The sequence below is a fragment of the Nitratireductor sp. StC3 genome (genome assembly GCF_003015025.1).
Lineage (GTDB): Bacteria > Pseudomonadota > Alphaproteobacteria > Rhizobiales > Rhizobiaceae > Mangrovimarina > Mangrovimarina alexandrii.
Map to the genome: position 1 here is coordinate 357,614 of NZ_PYBP01000002.1, position 16,950 is coordinate 374,563.

A 16,950-nucleotide genomic window follows, 5' to 3' on the forward strand; every position below is an offset into this window, starting at 1 on the left:
TCATGCGCGGTCATGCGCGGCCATGACTATGACAAAGCGGGCCGGCAGGACAAGCCCGCCGGCCGGCCCGAACGGCGCCAAGGCGGCCGGATTCGGGCCGGCATAGCCGTTACATCCTCTCCCGGCGAAGGCACGCGCGCGCCCTCGCCGGCAGCCCGAATTTCCCTGTTGCATTCGCATGGCGTTTCCGCCATATAGGCGCGGCTTGCGGCGCCACGCCGCGCGAGCGGGTGTAGCTCAGGGGTAGAGCACAACCTTGCCAAGGTTGGGGTCGAGGGTTCGAATCCCTTCGCCCGCTCCAAAAATCCTTAGATTTGAATGGCTTGGGGCTCGGTATATCCGGGCCTTTTTGCTGTTCGCGACCGTCCTGGCGGCGGGAGGAGCGTGCGGGCGCTCGGCCGGATCGGCTGCGACCATCCAGCTCAGATTCCCGCAAACCATTCCCTTTCGATTTCGACCTGCTCGATCTGACGGGTGGCGAGACCGAGCTCATACTGCTTCAAAAGCTCGCAAAGCCTGTCGCCGTCGATCAGATCGATGGCGATCGCCCCGTCGCGGGTCGACCCGCACTGGGATTTGGCCGTGGCGAGCCCCGCGGCTTTGTGCTAGCCGCAGGCCATGGCGCAGAAAAAGGCACACGAGGTCGGCGGCTGGCTCTCGAGGCCCGACCCGAACACGCGGCTGGTCCTGATCTACGGGCCGGACCGGGGCATGGTCTCGGAACGCGCGCGCGGGTTTGCCGAACAAACCGGGCTGCCGATGGCCGATCCGTTCGCGGTGGTCAAGTTCGATCTCGCCGACAAGGACGCCGATTCCGGCCGCCTGTTCGACGAGATCGCGGCCCGGCCGCTTTTCGGAGGTCACCGGCTTTTGTGGATCCGCAATGCCGGCGCTCAAAAATTCGTCGCCGACGCGTTCAAGGAGATGCTGGCCGCCCCCCCGGACGATCTGACCGTTCTCGTCGAAGCCGGCGAGTTGAAGAAGACGGCGCCGCTGCGCAAGCTGGTCGAAACGGCGGACCGGGCGATGGCCCTGCCGTGCTATCCCGACGAGGCGCGATCGATCGATGCCCTGATCGACAGCGAGCTGGCCCGCGGCGGTCTGTCGATCGATCCCGATGCCAAATCCGCACTGCGGGCGGCCCTCGGCGGCGACCGGCTGGCCAGTCGCGGCGAGCTCGAAAAACTGGTGCTGTATTGCCAGGGCAGCAAGACCGTCGCGCGCGCCGACGTGCTGGCCTCGACCGGCGACGTGTCGGCGCTGTCGGCCGACGACATCGTCGATTGCGCGATTGCCGGCAGGGTGGCCGCGCTCGACAGCCGCATGCGGCGCTATCTCGCCGGCGGCGCGCCGCCCTTTCTGCTGCTGTCGTCGGCCATGCGTCAGTTTCAGCTTCTCTCGCTGCTCAGGCACGAGATCGACGTCAACGGGCAAAGCGCGTCCGCCGCGGTCGCGCGCGCCCGCCCGCCGGTGTTTTTCGCCCGCCGCGCCCTGGTCGAAACCGCGCTCCGGCAGTGGAGCACCCCGGCCATCGGCCAGGCGCTGGATCGACTGCAGCAGACCGTGCTCCAGACCCGCAAACGCGCCGAGCTCGCCGGCGATCTGACTGGCCAGGCGCTTCTTGCGCTCGGCGTCTATGCCCAGGCCCGCGCCCGCGGCGGCCAGAACCGGTCGCGTTAGGCCCGACCGCCGCATCGGCATCCCGTAAAATTCGCCGGCTAATATTTTTTAACTGACCGCCTCGTTTTCCGGGCCGAACCGCCAACCAAGCCAATGTCGAGTCGCAATTCTCCCGGCCTGCCCGCCAGAACCGTTCTGCGCTTCACGCAAGCGCAGCTCTCTCTAACATCTTGTTTTAATACGACCTTGAACCGGCGAGCCGGTTTCCGCTCGGTTGGGGAGCGCCTTAATGGCTTTGCAGGCGGCGGCAAACCTCGTCGAGCTGCTCCAGCGTCTTGTAATCGATCCGGATCTGGCCGCCTGTGTCGCGATGCTGGATCGAGACGGAAAGCCCGGTCACGTCCGACAAGAGCTTTTCGAGCGCCTGCGTGTCGGCATCCTTTTGCGGCGGCGTCCGATCGTTTTTCGCGCTCTTCGTTTCCGGCGCCCGCGGCGCCTGGGCAAGCAGCTCCGCCTGGCGCACGGACAGGCCTTCCTCGACGATTTTCTTGGCCAGGCCCGTCGGATCCTCGGCGGTGACCAGCGTGCGCCCGTGTCCGGCCGAAAGCGACCCGTCAACCAGCATGTCGCGGATCACCGGCGGCAGTTTCAAGAGCCGCAGCGTGTTGGCGACATGGCTGCGGCTCTTGCCGATGATGCGCGCCAGATCGGCCTGCGTATATTGATGGTCGTCGACGAGCTGCTGATAGCCGGCCGCTTCCTCGACCGGGTTGAGGTCGGCGCGCTGAACGTTCTCGATGATCGCCAATTCCAGCGCGACCCGGTCGTCGACGTCGCGGATAATCACCGGCACCTTGGAAAGGTTGGCGCGCTGCGCCGCGCGCCAGCGGCGCTCGCCGGCAATGATCTCGAAACGGCCGTCCCCAGCCGGCCGCACGACGATCGGCTGCACGATGCCGTGTTCGCGGATCGACTGCGACAGGTCGCCGAGCTCCTCCTCCACAAACTGGCGACGCGGGTTGCGCGGATTGGCGAGCAGGAACTCGATCGGCACGTCCTGGTCCGCGGGCGGGGCGTCCTGCGCCGCGGCCGGCTTGTCCATGTCGCCGATCAGAGCGGCCAGGCCGCGCCCGAGCCGGCGCCGCGATTGTTCCTCGGTCATCTCACTGTCGTCCCGACATCGTTTCGCATGTGAATCGGTCTACGCGGCCCGCAGGCGCCGTTCGCGTCGGATCACCTCCGACGCAAGCTGCAGATAGGCCTGGCTACCGGTGCATTTGAGATCGTAGAGAATCGCCGGCTTGCCATGCGAGGGGGCTTCCGACACCCGCACATTGCGCGGGATCACCGTTTGATAGACCGCCTCGCCCATATAGGCGCGCACATCGTCGACCACCTGATTGGCGAGATTGTTGCGCCCGTCGAACATCGTCAGCACGATGCCCTGGATCGTCAGGCCCGGATTGATCCCGGCGCGCACCTGCTCGACGGTCTCCAAAAGCTGGCTCAGCCCCTCCAGGGCGAAAAACTCGCATTGAAGCGGCACAAGCACCGAATCGGCGGCCGCCATCGCATTGATCGTCAGGAGGTTGAGCGACGGCGGGCAATCGACCAGCACGTAGGAGAATCGGTTTTCGCCCTCCGACATCGGCCGCAGCGCGTTGCGCAGGCGCAGCGCCCGATCCGGCAGGCCGGAAATCTCCATCTCGACGCCGAGCAGGTCCAGCGTCGAGGGCACGATCGACAATTGCGGCACCGCGGTCTGCATCGCAGCCTCGCCGATCGAGGCCTCGCCGACAAGCACGTCGTAGGACGACAAGGTCCTGTCGCGGCGCTCGATGCCAAGCCCGGTGCTGGCATTGCCCTGCGGATCGAGATCGACGATCAGCACGCTTTCGCCGATCGCCGCCAGGGCGGTCGCCAGATTGATCGCGGTGGTCGTCTTGCCGACGCCGCCCTTTTGGTTGGCGATTGTGATGATGCGTGTCGCGCTGGTCATGTCTGTCCGCAATCCCTGTGCCGCGACATGCTATTTCCGCGCGGCTTTGCTGATCTCGAGGACCACACTGTCGTCATCGACAGAACTGCGGTGTTGTACCAGATCGAGATTCCAGGTGTCATGCGCTAGTTTGATTTCTTCACCGCTATCGCGGCCTTTCGCAAACAGCGCGCGTGTTCCGGCCGCCAGCCACGGTTCGGTCAGGGCCAACAGGCGCGGCAGCGGCGCCAGCGCCCGTGCCGTGACGATTTCGGGAGCGGACGAGGATTGCACCACATCCTCGATTCGTTGCGCCGCGATCACTGCCCGCGGCGCCAGTTCCGAGAGCGCATTTTGCAAGAACGCCGCCTTTTTGCGATTGCTCTCGACCAGTTTCACCGTCGCTTCGGCCCGGTCGTGAAGGAGAATCGCGATCACGGCGCCGGGAAATCCCCCGCCCGAACCGAGATCGGCCCATTGTCGTGCTGTCGGGGCGAGGCCGAGAAGTTGCGCGCTGTCGAGAATATGCCGGTGCCACAGGCTGTCGAGGGTCGACGGCGCGACGAGATTGATCCGCCGCGCCCATTTGCCGAAGATCGTTTCGAACTGGCGCAGCCGCTCGAATGTTTCACGTGAAACGGGCCCCGCGACGCGGCACAAGGCCTGATAGTTCTCCTCGCTCACGCCGCCGACCGCCCCGTCCGTTGCGCGCTCGCGCGGATCTGCGCGATGATCAGCGCGATCGCGGCCGGCGTCATGCCTTCCACCCGATAGGCCTCGGCCACCGATTCGGGCCGGCTCTTCTCCAGTTTCTGGCGCAATTCGTTCGACAGCCCGGAAATGCTCGCATAATCGATCCCGGCTGGGATCGCCAGCTCCGCCTCGCGCGTCATCAGCGCGATATCGGTCGATTGCCGCTCGAGATAGACGGCATACCGCGCCTCGGTTTCCAGGATCTCGGCGATCCGCGGCTCGATTCGGTCCAGCTCGGGCCAGATCCGCGCCAGGGCCTGGATCGACTGCCCCGGATAGGCGAGCAAGTCGTAGGCCGAACGGCGCACCCCGTCCTGATTGATCGTAATCCCCGCCCGCGCTGCCTGCGGCGGCGTCAGCGAGACATCCCGGCATGCGGCGCGGGCCCGATCGAGCACTGCCGATTTCGCGGTGAAGGCCGCCACGCGCTCAGGTGCGGCAATGCCGAGCGCGATCGCCTTCGGCGTCAGCCGCTGGTCGGCATTGTCCGCCCTCAAGGTCAGCCGGAATTCCGCCCGCGACGTGAACATGCGATAGGGCTCCATCACCCCGCGCAGGGTCAAATCGTCGATCATCACGCCGATATAGGATTCGCCGCGACCGAACACGGCCGCCGGCAGGCCCGCAACCGAGCGCGCCGCGTTCAGACCGGCCACGAGCCCCTGCGCCGCGGCTTCCTCGTACCCGGTCGTCCCGTTGATCTGCCCGGCAAGGAAAAGCCCCGGCATTTTCCGGGTCTCCAGCGACGCCCGCAATTCGCGTGGATCGACATGGTCGTATTCGATCGCGTAGCCAGGTTGCAGGATCGCCGCCTTTTCCAGACCGGGAATCGTGCGCACCAGCGCGTGCTGGGCATCTTCCGGCAACGAGGTCGAAATCCCGTTCGGATAGATTGTCGGGTCGTCCAGGCCCTCCGGCTCCAGGAAAACCTGATGGCCGTCGCGATCGCCGAACTTGACGATCTTGTCTTCGATCGACGGGCAATAACGCGGTCCGACGCTGTCGATCTGGCCCGAATACATCGCCGAGCGATGCAAATTCGCCCGAATCACCGCGTGGGTTTCATCGGTCGTTCGACTGACGCCGCACTCGATCTGCGGTTGGGCGATCGTCGCGGTAAGAAACGAAAACGGCACCGGATCTTCGTCGCCGGGCTGCATGTCGAGCCGGGCCCAGTCGATCGTGCGGCCGTCGAGACGCGGCGGCGTCCCGGTTTTCAGCCGGCCGAGCGCCAACCCGGCCTGCCGCAAGGCCTGCGACAGGCCGTAACTGGCCTTTTCGTTCATCCGCCCGGCCGGAATGCGGCGTTCGCCGATATGGATCAGGCCGCCGAGAAACGTGCCGGTGGTCAGCACCACCGCCCCGCAGGCGATCCGTTCGCCCGAGGCCAGCGCGATGCCGCTGATCCGCCCATCCGCTCGTTCGAGCCCAACCGCCTCGCCCTCGACGATGTCGAGTCCGGCCTGCGACGCAAGCGCGTCCTGCATCGCCAGTCGATAAAGCTTGCGGTCGGCCTGGGCGCGGGGGCCGCGTACCGCCGGCCCCTTGCGGCGGTTGAGCAGACGAAACTGGATGCCGGCCTTGTCGGCGACGCGCCCCATCAGACCGTCCAGCGCATCGATCTCGCGCACGAGATGGCCCTTGCCGAGCCCGCCAATGGCGGGATTGCACGACATCACGCCGATCTTGTCCCGTGCCAGCGTCAGCAGCGCCGTACGCGCGCCGGCGCGCGCCGCGGCCGCCGCCGCCTCGCAGCCGGCATGACCGCCGCCGATCACCACTACATCATATGTCGGTGCCATCGTCGTCTCCGAAATCGGACCGGACAGATGCGCCGCGACATCAGTCTTGTCAAGAAAACACCGATACGATGTTTCACGTGAAACGGTTCGAGGCGGTCGTGTTCGGTTGTTTCACGTGAATCACCCGGTCGAGCCTGATTGTCCGCAAGCCCCGTGTTTCACGTGAATCACTTTCCGATGCAGAAGCGCGAAAAGATTGCGCCCAAAATCTCCTCGACGTCCATCGCGCCCACAACCCGGCCGAGCGCGCGTGCCGCGATTCGCAGTTCTTCTGCCTGAACCTCCAGCCCCGCCTTAACGTTTGCCGCCGCACGCAAGGCAGTCGCCCCGCGCGTCAGCTCTTCGGCCTGGCGCGCCGTAAACGGGACCAGCGATCCGTGTCGGGCAACGCTGGCACGGGCCATGGAACTCAGCCGGTTCAGCAATGCGCCCATGCCTTCGCCCGAGCGCACCGAAAGTAGCAAATCCGCATCCACGCCCCCGCGCGCGCCCGGTTCGACAAGATCGATCTTGCTCGCGACCCGCAAAACGTCATCCGGAACCGCCCCCGGCACCGCGCCCGGCGCGCCGGCATCGATCAACAAGATAACGCAATCGGCTTCGTCCGCGGCCGCGCGGCTGCGCCGGATCCCCTCCTGTTCCACGGTCCCGGCAGCTTCGCGAATACCCGCCGTATCGGTTACCCGCACCTTCATCCCATCAAGGTCGAGCTCGACGCTCACCAGATCGCGCGTCGTGCCGGGTTCGTCGGAAACGATCGCTACGTCCCGCCGCGCAAGGGCGTTGAGCAGGCTCGATTTGCCGGCATTCGGCGCACCGATGATGGCGACCCGGAAGCCGTCGCGAATGATTTCCGCCTGGCGGTAGCCGGCGACATGCGCTGCGATCTCTTCGGCGAGCGACGCTATGTCCGGCCACACTTCTTCCGCCATGGCGCCGGGAACGTCGTCTTCGTCGGCAAAATCGAGTTCGGCTTCGATCAACGCCCGCGCCGTCAGGATCCGGTCCCGCCAACCCTCGTAAAGACTTTGATGCCGCCCGTCCGCATTCGCCAGTGCGAAGCGCCGCTGCGCTTCGGTATCGGCCTCGATCAGATCGGCAAGCGCCTCCGCGTCCGGCAGATTGATCTTGCCGTGCGCCAGCGCCCTGCGGGTGAATTCACCGGCCTCCGCCTGACGGAGCCCTGGAAAACCGGACAGGACCGAAAGCAGCCGGCCGACAACCGCCCGCCCGCCATGGATGTGGAATTCCGCGCAGTCCTCGCCGGTGAAACTCGCCGGCCCGGCAAAAAACACCACCAGGCCGGTATCGATAGTCTCGCCGGTTTCGTCGCGCAGACGCGCGTGGCGCATCACACGCGGTTGTGGAAGCGATCCGGCCATTCTGCGCAGCGTCTCGAGCGTCTGCGGTCCCGACAACCGCACGACAGCGACGCCACTCGGCAGTCCGCCGCTCGACAACGCGAAAATCGTATCCTGGAAAAGCGTTTGCCCCTGCAATCCGACAGCCCTACCCTTTGCCCGCATAATGAGGAACTCCGACATGATTTTGCCGGCCGAAAATCTCCTGTCCGCCGAGACCAGTCCCTATTTGCGCCAGCATGCCGACAATCCCGTCCACTGGCGCGCCTGGTCGAGTGCGGCGCTGGCCGAGGCGAAAGCGCTCGATCGGCCGATCCTGCTCTCGGTCGGTTATGCGGCGTGCCATTGGTGCCATGTCATGGCGCATGAATCCTTCGAAGACGCCGAAACCGCCGCCGTCATGAACCGGCTCTACGTAAACATCAAGGTCGACCGCGAGGAACGCCCCGACATCGACCAGATATTCATGGCCGCGCTGACGGCGACCGGCGAACAGGGCGGCTGGCCGCTGACCATGTTTCTCACCCCCGATGCCCGCCCGTTCTGGGGCGGTACCTATTTCCCGAAGCAGAACCAGTACGGTCGGCCGGGTTTCATCGCCGTGCTGAAGGCCGTCCATGCCGCTTGGACCGACAACACGGCCGCCATCGAACAAAACGCCGAAACGCTCTCCGCCCATGTCGCGCGCAGCCTGGCCCCCGTCGTCGAAACCGGCCAGGACACGCCGGCGCCGCTCGCGGACCTGGCCGCCTCGATCGCCGACATGACCGACCCTTCCCGCGGCGGCCTGCGCGGCGCCCCCAAATTTCCCAACGCTCCCTTCATGGCCGCGCTTTGGCACGGTTGGCTCGATACAGGCGAAAGCCGCTACCGCGATGCCTTCCTCACCAGCCTGCGCGGCATGCTCAACGGCGGCATTTACGACCATGTCGGCGGCGGCCTGTGCCGTTACTCGACCGACAGTGACTGGCTCGTACCGCATTTCGAAAAAATGCTTTACGACAACGCATTGATGATCCGCCATTGTCTCTGGGCACACGCCGAAACCGGCGACGATCTGTTCCGGGACCGAATCGAAACCACGGTCGAATGGTTGGCGCGCGAGATGCGGCTCGACGGCGGCGGCTTCGCCTCCAGCCTCGATGCCGACAGCGCCGGCGAGGAGGGACTGTTCTACACATGGACACGGACCCGAATCGAATCCGTCCTGGGCGGCGATGCGGATTTTTTCTTTCGTCATTACAAACTCGGCACGGCCCAGCACTGGGAGGGCGATCCCGTGCTGTTCCTGGCCGACGCTCGCCAGACAGAGAACGAAGCCCGGCGCTTGGCCGACCTGCTGGCAAGGCTGCACAACGCACGCGCCGAGCGCATACGGCCCGGGCGCGACGACAAGCTTCTCGTCGACTGGAACGGACTCATGATCCGCGCACTGGCCGAGGCCGGGCGCTATTTCGACCGCCCCGCCTGGATTTCCATGGCGGCCGAGGCCTATCGTTGCGTAACCGAATCGATCGAGGATGCGCGCCTGCCGCACAGCGTTCTCGCCTCCGACCGGCTGTTTCCGGCCATGTCCAGCGACTATGCGGCGATGATCAATGCCGCGATCGCCTTGGCCGGGACGCCCGGTGAAACGGACTACATCGCCGATGCGCGCGACTGGGCCGCCATGCTGGAAAGCTGGTACGGCGACGAGGCCTCGGCCCATTACTTGACCGCGCGCGACAGCGCCGACGTCCCGTTCCGTATCCGCGGCGATGCCGACGACGCGGTCCCCTCCGCGACGTCGCAGATCGTCGAAGCCTTGTCCCGGCTTGCCGCGGCGACCGGCAGCGTCGACCTGACGCTGCGTGCGATGGCTGCTGCGCGCGCCGCCCTGGGCCGCGCCACCCAGCAGCGTTTCGGGCAGGCCGGCATTGTTGTTGCCGCCGCGACCGCGTTGGCGCCGCGAAAACTGGTGATCGCCGGCGGATCGGCGTCCGCATTCCTTTCGGTCGCGAATCGATATCCGGATCCCCGGCGTGTCGACGTCATCGCTCCGGCCTCCGCCGATCTCGGCGCCGCCCTGCCGGACGGCACCGCGATCGACACCGGGCCTGCAGCCTATTTGTGCCAGGGGCAAACCTGCCTGCCGCCGATCAGGACCGCCGAAGACCTCGCCGCGCAGCTGGCAGAAACGCTGCGCCGTCCGGCAGCCTGAACCACCGGCGCGCGGACCATCGTTCCCGTCCGCCGGACAGATTTTTCAAATGATAATAATATATTAAAAACAATATCTTAGGTAGGGAGCGGCGGACTGCATAGCCCGCCGCTGGCCGGCCGTCAGGTATTCATCGAATCGAAGAAATCGGCATTGCTCTTGGTCTGCTTGAGCTTGTCGATCAAGAATTCGATCGCATCCGTGGTTCCCATCGGCGACAGGATGCGGCGCAGCACGAAGATCTTCTGCAGGTCCTGGCGCGGGATCAGCAGATCCTCCTTGCGTGTGCCCGACTTCAAAATGTCGATCGCCGGGAAGATGCGCTTGTCGGCGACCTTGCGGTCGAGCACGATCTCGGAATTACCGGTACCCTTGAATTCCTCGAAGATGACCTCGTCCATCCGGCTGCCGGTGTCGATCAGCGCCGTGGCGATGATGGTCAGCGAGCCGCCTTCCTCGATATTGCGCGCCGCGCCGAAAAACCGCTTCGGCCGCTGCAGGGCGTTGGCGTCGACGCCGCCGGTCAACACCTTGCCCGACGACGGCACCACGGTGTTGTAGGCGCGGCCGAGCCGGGTGATCGAATCGAGCAGGATCACCACGTCGCGGCCGTGCTCGACCAGGCGCTTGGCCTTCTCGATCACGATTTCGGCGACCTGGACGTGGCGTGCGGCCGGTTCGTCAAAGGTCGAGGACACCACCTCGCCGTTCACCGAGCGCTGCATGTCGGTCACTTCCTCCGGCCGCTCGTCGATCAGAAGCACGATCAAAAAGCACTCGGGATGGTTGGTGGTGATCGAATGGGCGATGTTCTGCAAAAGCACCGTCTTGCCGGTGCGCGGCTGGGCCACGATCAGCGCGCGCTGGCCCTTGCCGAGCGGCGCCACCAGATCGATCACCCGCGACGAGCTGTCCTTGGTCGTCGGATTGTCGATCTCCATCCGCAGCCGCTCATTCGGGTAAAGCGGCGTCAGATTGTCGAAATGGATCTTGTGACGGATCTTTTCCGGATCCTCGAAATTGATCGTGCTGACCTTAAGCAGCGCGAAATACCGCTCGCCCTCCTTCGGGCTGCGGATCGGCCCCTCGACCGTGTCGCCGGTCTTCAGCGAAAACCGCCGGATCTGCGAGGGCGAGATATAGATGTCGTCCGGACCGGGCAGATAGTTGGCATTGGCCGAACGCAGGAAGCCGAACCCGTCCTGCAGAACCTCCACCACGCCCTCGCCGATGATCTCGACATCCTGCGCGGCCAGCTTCTTCAGGATCGCGAACATCAGCTCCTGCTTGCGCATGACGCTGGCGTTTTCGACCTCCAGCGACTCCGCGAAGGCGATCAGGTCGGTGGGTTTCTTGCTCTTGAGGTCTTGGAGTTTCATTTCTTGCATATTGCGTGCTCAAAGGCGGAGGGAAAAACAGCGGAAAAGGCGAATGCCCGCGGCAGAGTTGAGAATGCTATGCGGCTGCGCTGTAGGGGAGGGAAGAAATCCTTAATCCTTCCCGACCGAAAGCGCAAGAACGGTTTTGGATCAGAACGGCTTGACGACAACCAGGATCACGATCGCGATCATCAACACCGTCGGAACTTCATTCATCAGCCGCCAGAACCGCGCCGGCCGCTGATTGCGGTCTTCGGCGAAACGGCGAACGGCAGCCGAAAAATAGCCATGCGCCCCCGACATCGCAAGAACCAGTGCAATCTTTGCGTGCAGCCAGCCACCCGAAAACCCGAAACCCTGCCAGGCGAGCCAAAGGCCGAGCGCCCAACTCACCATCATCGCCGGGTTGATGATCGCCCGCAAAAGCCGGCGTTCCATCACCTTGAACGTCTCCGACTGCGCAGAACCGGGCTCGGCCGCGCAATGATAGACGAACAGCCGCGGCAGGTAGAGCATGCCCGCCATCCACGATATCACCGCCAGCACGTGGACCGCCTTGATCCACAGATAATAGGCCGACAGGTCGAACGCAAACAGCGCCAGCACCGCGAGCGCCAGAACGCCCAGCGCGACGATCGCTCTGACGAGCGGGCTCGCCTTTGCCGGCGATGGCGCCCCGACGCTCATGCCCACGCCCGAACCCGTGCGATCATCGCCTCGACATGGGCGATCGGCGTCTGCGGCGTGATGCCGTGCCCGAGATTGAAGATCAGCGGCCCGTCCGACAAGCGCTCGAGAATGCGGTCGACCCCCCTGTCGAGCGCGTCTCCGCCGGCCACCAGCCGCAGCGGATCGAGATTGCCCTGCACGGCGCCGTCCGCCTGCAGCCGTCGCGCCTGGGCAAGCGGCACCGTCCAGTCCAGGCCCAGCCCGTCGACGCCGGTCGCGGCGCGATAGTCGTCGAAACGGCTGCCCGCGCCCTTCGGAAAGCCGATCACCGGAATGTCGGGATAACGTTCCTTGATCGTCGCCACCATTCGCGCCACCGGCTTCACGCAGAACCGGGTAAACTCCTCCTCGCCGAGCACCCCTGCCCAGGAATCGAATATCTGCACCGTATCGGCGCCGGCCTCGATCTGGCGCAGCAGATAATCGGCCGAGATATCGGCCAACAGGCCGATCAGCCGGTCCATGGCTTCCGGTTCGCTGTAGGCAAACAACCGCGCCGGCGCCTGGTCGGGCGTGCCGTGACCGGCAATCATGTAGGTCGCGACCGTCCATGGCGCGCCGCAAAATCCGATCAGCGCGGTTTCGGCCGGCAGGGATTGCCGCAGACGCGACACGGTTTCGTAGACCGGCGCCAGCCTGTGGTGAAAATCGGAGACGTCCAGATCGGCGATCTCCGACACGCCGATCGGCGTCATCAGCGGTCCTCTGCCTTCCTCGAAGCGCAAATCGCGGCCGAGCGCATGCGGGACGACCAAAATGTCGGAAAACAGGATCGATGCGTCGAAACCGAACCGCCGGATCGGCTGCATCGTCACTTCAACCGCCAGATCGGGATTGTAGCACAGATCGAGAAAGCTCCCGGCTTCCTTCCGCACCTGTCTGTATTCAGGCAGGTAGCGGCCGGCCTGCCGCATCATCCAGAGCGGCGGCGGGGAGAGGCTTTCGCCTTTCAGGACGCGTATCAGCCGTCGGTCACTGCCCATGCGGAATCCTTCCAGTTACGGACTCACTTAAAGAAAGAGATTCGAGAAGGGAACTTTTTGTTCTTCTATGACTCTGTCGAAAACGGGGATTGGCGCCAGTCCCCAGATTGTCGCGGCATGCGCATGCTCCGACACGCAAACCGCCTTGTTGCCTAGGCCTTGTTCATTATGAGGAAAATCAAAAATACCGCTTTGTTTTCAATATATTGAAAAAGAGACGATTTTCTCTCGAATTCAGCCTCGGCTGAAAAACCGGCTTGGCCCACCAAGTTCTCAACAGCCTGGCAAACCTGTCCCGTCCGCCCTGGATTGTGGATGACTCGACATCTGATACAGTCGCCTCCGCCGGGCCGGTGTCAGGGTCGGGCTTATCCACACTCCCCAACAGGACCGCCGTGCCCCTGTGAACAGACCCCAGAGTTTTTTCCATCTCCATCTGATATCCGACGCCACCGGCGAGACGCTGCTGGCGGCCGGCCGTGCCGCGTCCGCGCAATACAAGGATGCCCGCGCCGTCGAGCACATCTATCCGCTGATACGCACCGAACGGCAGCTCCAGGCGGTGCTGGACGAGATCGACGCCGAACCGGGCATCGTCCTTTATACGGTCGTCGACGAGACGCTGGCGCGCACCATCGACGAACGCTGCGCGGCGATGGGCCTGCCATGCGTGTCCGTGCTCGAGCCGGTCCTGACCGTGTTCCAGTCCTATCTCGGCGCGCCGGCCGGCCGGCGGGTAGGCGCCCAGCACGCGCTCGACGCGGACTATTTTAGGCGCATCGACGCGCTGAACTTCACCATGGATCATGATGACGGCCAGCTTCCCGCCGACATCGAAGAAGCCGATATCGTGCTGGTGGGCATCTCGCGCACCTCCAAGACGCCGACCAGCATCTATCTGGCCAATCGTGGCATCAAGACCGCGAATGTCCCGATCGTGCCGGGCGTTCCGGTACCCGAGGCCCTGTCGCAGGCGAAAAAGCCGCTGATCGTCGGCCTGGTCGCTTCGGCCGAGCGCATATCGCAGGTGCGCCAGCATCGCATTCTGGGGGCGACGGCCGGTTTTGATTCCGAATCTTATGCCGACCGCGCCCATATCGTTCAGGAATTGTCCTATGCCCGCCAGATCTGCACCCGCAATGGCTGGCCGACGATCGACGTCAGCCGCCGCTCGATCGAGGAAACCGCCGCCGCCATTCTTGCGCTGCGCGGCAGAAGCCGTTAGCCAGCCGACATGACCCGAAACCAGACACGACCGCCGCTCGTGCTCGCCTCGCGCAGCCCGTTCAGGCTCAAAATGCTCGCCGATGCCGGCGTGCCGGTCGAGGCGATCGCCGCCGACATCGACGAGCGCGCCGCCGAGGCGCCGTTGCTTAACAGCGGCGCCGGCGCCGAGGATGTCGCCTTGGTGCTTGCCGAGGCCAAGGCCGGCGCCGTCGGCGAAAAAAGGCCGGACGCGCTGGTCATCGGCGCCGACCAGACGCTGTCGCTCGATGGCGAATTGCTGCACAAGCCCGCCGACATGGCCGAGGCGCGGCGCCGGTTGCTGCACCTGTCGGGCAAGACCCATCAGCTCAACAGCGCCGTGGTGCTCGTGCGTGGCGGCCAAACCCTGTGGCGGCACGTTGCGGTCGCGCAGATGACGGTGCGCCCGCTGGCGCCCGACTTTGTCGGCCGTCATCTCGCCCGTGTCGGCGACGCCGCCTTGGCCAGTGTCGGCGCCTATCAGGTCGAGGGTGAAGGCATTCAGCTTTTCGAGCGCATTGACGGCGATTTCTTCGCCATTATCGGCCTCCCGCTTTTGCCGCTTCTGGCCGCGCTGCGCGATCTGGGCGCCATCGATGGCTGAGCGGGCGCGGCGCGCTTTCGTCTGCGGCTGGCCGGTCGCGCATTCCCGCTCGCCGCTGATCCACCGCTACTGGCTGGCCGAGCACGATATCGACGGCAGCTACGATGCCGTTGCGGTCGATCCGGCCGGTTTCGACGATTTCGTCGGCGGCTTGCTCGAGGCCGGATGGGCCGGCGGCAACGTCACCATTCCGCACAAGGAACGGGCCGTCGCGCTGGCCGAGCGTCGCGACGCCGCCGCCGAGAGAATCGGTGCGGCCAACACGTTGTGGTTCGAAAACGGCAGGCTGCACGCGGCCAACACCGATTGGTCGGGGTTTGCCGCCAATCTCGATCAGGGCGCGCCGGGCTGGCGTGACCGCGAGCGGGCGGTCGTGCTCGGCGCGGGCGGCGCGGCGCGGGCGGTGATCCATGCCCTGCAGGTTGCCGGCTATCGGCAGATCGCCATCGTCAACCGCACGGTGGAAAGGGCGCAGGCCCTCGCCGCGCGTTTCGGCGCCGGCGTTGGCGTCGCGCCGTGGCAGAGCCTGGGCGGCCTGCTTGCGGATTGCGACCTCCTGGTCAACACGACCTCGCTCGGCATGGGCGGCGCGTCCGGCCACGCGTTCGATCTTGACCGCCTCGGCGCGCGCACGATCGTCACCGACATCGTTTATGTGCCGCTGGTCACGCCGTTGCTCGCGCAGGCTGCGGCACGCGGCTGTGTCACGGTCGACGGGCTCGGCATGCTGTTGCACCAGGCCGTGCCCGGGTTCGAAGCCTGGTTCGGGGTCCGGCCGCAGGTGACGGACGCGTTGCGCGCCCTCGTCGTTGCCGACATGGAGCGCGCGGGATGATCGTTCTCGGCCTTACCGGTTCGATCGGCATGGGCAAATCGACCACGGCGCGGTTTTTCGCCGAATGCGGCGTGCCGGTCCACGATGCCGACGCGGCGGTTCACGCGCTTTACGAAGGCAAGGCGGTTCCTTTGGTCGGCGCGCGGTTCCCCGAGGCGATCGTCGCCGGCAAGGTCGATCGCGCGCGGCTGGCCGAGCAGGTGCTGGGCAAGCCCGAGGCGCTCAGGGCGCTGGAGGCGATCGTCCATCCGCTGGTTCGCGCCGCCGAACTGGAATTTCTCGCCGCGCACAGGAAAAAGGGTACGCCGCTGGTCGTGCTCGACATTCCGCTTCTTTACGAGACCGGCGGCGAACACAGGGTCGACCGCGTGCTGGTCGTGACCGCGCCGCCAGAGGTGCAGCGCGAACGGGTGCTCGCCCGGCCGGGCATGACGCCCGAGCGTCTGCAAAACATCCTCGACAAGCAGGTGCCGGATGCCGAGAAGCGCCGCCGCGCCGATTTCGTGCTCGATACCGGGCTCGGCATGGATCACGCGCGGCGCCGGGTCGCGGAGATCGTCGACACCTTGACCGGCAAACCGGAAAAGGAACCGCGCGATTAGCACCGCCGGTGCGGTGGGGTCGCCGGTAGCTGTGGTGAAATCGCCTGCCGTGAGACGATGCTGATGCAGTCCTCGGCCATCATGGTCTAGTGTGGAAGCCGAATCAGGGTTTTGAGGCCGCCATGCGCGAGATCATCTTCGACACCGAAACCACCGGGCTCGACGCCCGCGAGGACCGTGTGATCGAGATCGGAGCGGTCGAGCTGGTCAACCGGTTTCCCTCCGGACGGGTCTTTCACGTCTATATTCATCCCGAAAGCCGGGCCATTCATCCCGAAGCGCAGGCCGTGCACGGCATCAGCCTGGCCGATCTGGAGGGAAAGCCGGTTTTCTCCGAGATCGCCGAGGAGTTTCTGGCTTTTGTGGGCGACGGCAAGCTGGTGGCCCACAATGCCGGCTTCGACATGGGCTTCATCAATCACGAGCTGGCCCGCTTGAAAATCGATGCGGTGGATCCGGATCGGGTGATCGACACGCTGGCGATCGCGCGGCGCAAACATCCCATGGGGCCGAACTCGCTCGATGCGCTGTGCCGGCGCTACGGTATCGACAACAGCCGCCGCACCAAGCACGGCGCCTTGCTCGATTCGGAATTGCTGGCCGAAGTCTATATCGAACTGGTGGGCGGAAAGCAGGCGGCACTCGGTCTGGAAGTGCGCAGCGCCGACACCGAGGAAACCGGCCGCGACATCGACATGATCGCGATCAGGCCGCGTGCGCGCGCGCTGCCGTCGCGCCTGACGGATAAAGCACGCGCGGCGCATGCGAAAATGGTCGAAACGCTTGGCGAAAACGCGATCTGGACGCGTATCGACATTCAGCAGGAAAAAAACACGCCCGGCTGAACGGTCCGGCCCCT

At 65.2% G+C, this 16,950-nt stretch carries 15 protein-coding genes and 1 tRNA gene; 8 read left to right on the plus strand and 8 right to left on the minus strand.

Annotation, left to right across the window (positions count from 1 at the left end):
- Window positions 1–226: 226 nt before the first annotated feature.
- Together C7T96_RS06235 and holA are read left to right on the plus strand one after the other, a co-directional pair.
- A tRNA-Gly gene (locus C7T96_RS06235) sits at window positions 227–301 on the plus strand.
- Between the two features lie 317 nt (window positions 302–618).
- Window positions 619–1,680, plus strand: coding sequence for a DNA polymerase III subunit delta (gene holA / locus C7T96_RS06240; protein WP_106570311.1), 1,062 nt, complete (start codon window positions 619–621; stop codon window positions 1,678–1,680).
- Between the two features lie 226 nt (window positions 1,681–1,906).
- Here the strand turns inward: holA and C7T96_RS06245 are convergent, their stop codons facing one another.
- From C7T96_RS06245 to mnmE, 5 genes are all read right to left on the minus strand, one after another.
- Window positions 1,907–2,782, minus strand: a complete 876-nt coding sequence (locus C7T96_RS06245) for a ParB/RepB/Spo0J family partition protein (RefSeq protein ID WP_106570312.1) — start codon at window positions 2,780–2,782, stop codon at window positions 1,907–1,909.
- A gap of 39 nt (window positions 2,783–2,821) precedes the next feature.
- Entirely contained in the window at window positions 2,822–3,619 is a 798-nt protein-coding gene (locus tag C7T96_RS06250; protein WP_106570313.1) for a ParA family protein, read from the minus strand.
- Between the two features lie 30 nt (window positions 3,620–3,649).
- On the minus strand, window positions 3,650–4,282 hold the full coding sequence (gene rsmG / locus C7T96_RS06255; RefSeq protein WP_106570314.1) for a 16S rRNA (guanine(527)-N(7))-methyltransferase RsmG: 633 nt from the start codon (window positions 4,280–4,282) through the stop codon (window positions 3,650–3,652).
- Entirely contained in the window at window positions 4,279–6,153 is a 1,875-nt protein-coding gene (mnmG, locus tag C7T96_RS06260) for a tRNA uridine-5-carboxymethylaminomethyl(34) synthesis enzyme MnmG (RefSeq protein WP_106570315.1), read from the minus strand. Before mnmG ends, rsmG begins: the two co-directional genes overlap by 4 nt.
- Before the next feature lie 167 nt (window positions 6,154–6,320).
- Window positions 6,321–7,679, minus strand: coding sequence for a tRNA uridine-5-carboxymethylaminomethyl(34) synthesis GTPase MnmE (mnmE, locus tag C7T96_RS06265; protein WP_106570523.1), 1,359 nt, complete (start codon window positions 7,677–7,679; stop codon window positions 6,321–6,323).
- A 16-nt stretch (window positions 7,680–7,695) separates the two neighbouring features.
- On the opposite strand from mnmE, the gene C7T96_RS06270 reads away from it, so the two are divergent.
- Window positions 7,696–9,714 carry a thioredoxin domain-containing protein gene (locus tag C7T96_RS06270; RefSeq protein ID WP_106570316.1) on the plus strand — a complete coding sequence of 673 codons (2,019 nt, stop codon included), beginning with the start codon at window positions 7,696–7,698 and terminating at the stop codon, window positions 9,712–9,714.
- A 122-nt stretch (window positions 9,715–9,836) separates the two neighbouring features.
- On the opposite strand, the gene rho is transcribed toward C7T96_RS06270, so the two are convergent.
- From rho to hemE, 3 genes are all read right to left on the minus strand, one after another.
- Window positions 9,837–11,102 carry a transcription termination factor Rho gene (rho, locus tag C7T96_RS06275; protein WP_106570317.1) on the minus strand — a complete coding sequence of 422 codons (1,266 nt, stop codon included), beginning with the start codon at window positions 11,100–11,102 and terminating at the stop codon, window positions 9,837–9,839.
- 141 nt (window positions 11,103–11,243) lie between these two features.
- Window positions 11,244–11,780: a protoporphyrinogen oxidase HemJ gene (gene hemJ, locus C7T96_RS06280; protein WP_106570318.1), complete on the minus strand. Its 537-nt coding sequence runs from the start codon at window positions 11,778–11,780 to the stop codon at window positions 11,244–11,246.
- On the minus strand, window positions 11,777–12,805 hold the full coding sequence (hemE, locus tag C7T96_RS06285; protein WP_106570319.1) for a uroporphyrinogen decarboxylase: 1,029 nt from the start codon (window positions 12,803–12,805) through the stop codon (window positions 11,777–11,779). The genes hemJ and hemE overlap by 4 nt, the downstream gene beginning before the upstream one ends.
- Window positions 12,806–13,208: 403 nt before the next feature.
- On the opposite strand from hemE, the gene C7T96_RS06290 reads away from it, so the two are divergent.
- From C7T96_RS06290 to dnaQ, 5 genes are all read left to right on the plus strand, one after another.
- Entirely contained in the window at window positions 13,209–14,030 is an 822-nt protein-coding gene (locus C7T96_RS06290) for a pyruvate, water dikinase regulatory protein (protein WP_106570320.1), read from the plus strand.
- 9 nt (window positions 14,031–14,039) lie between these two features.
- On the plus strand, window positions 14,040–14,654 hold the full coding sequence (locus C7T96_RS06295) for a Maf-like protein (protein WP_106570321.1): 615 nt from the start codon (window positions 14,040–14,042) through the stop codon (window positions 14,652–14,654).
- Window positions 14,647–15,489, plus strand: a complete 843-nt coding sequence (locus tag C7T96_RS06300) for a shikimate dehydrogenase (RefSeq protein ID WP_106570322.1) — start codon at window positions 14,647–14,649, stop codon at window positions 15,487–15,489. The genes C7T96_RS06295 and C7T96_RS06300 overlap by 8 nt, the downstream gene beginning before the upstream one ends.
- On the plus strand, window positions 15,486–16,091 hold the full coding sequence (gene coaE, locus C7T96_RS06305) for a dephospho-CoA kinase (protein WP_106570323.1): 606 nt from the start codon (window positions 15,486–15,488) through the stop codon (window positions 16,089–16,091). Before C7T96_RS06300 ends, coaE begins: the two co-directional genes overlap by 4 nt.
- A 122-nt stretch (window positions 16,092–16,213) precedes the next feature.
- Complete coding sequence (dnaQ, locus tag C7T96_RS06310) at window positions 16,214–16,936, plus strand: DNA polymerase III subunit epsilon (protein ID WP_106570324.1); 723 nt, start codon at window positions 16,214–16,216, stop codon at window positions 16,934–16,936.
- Window positions 16,937–16,950: the final 14 nt, after the last annotated feature.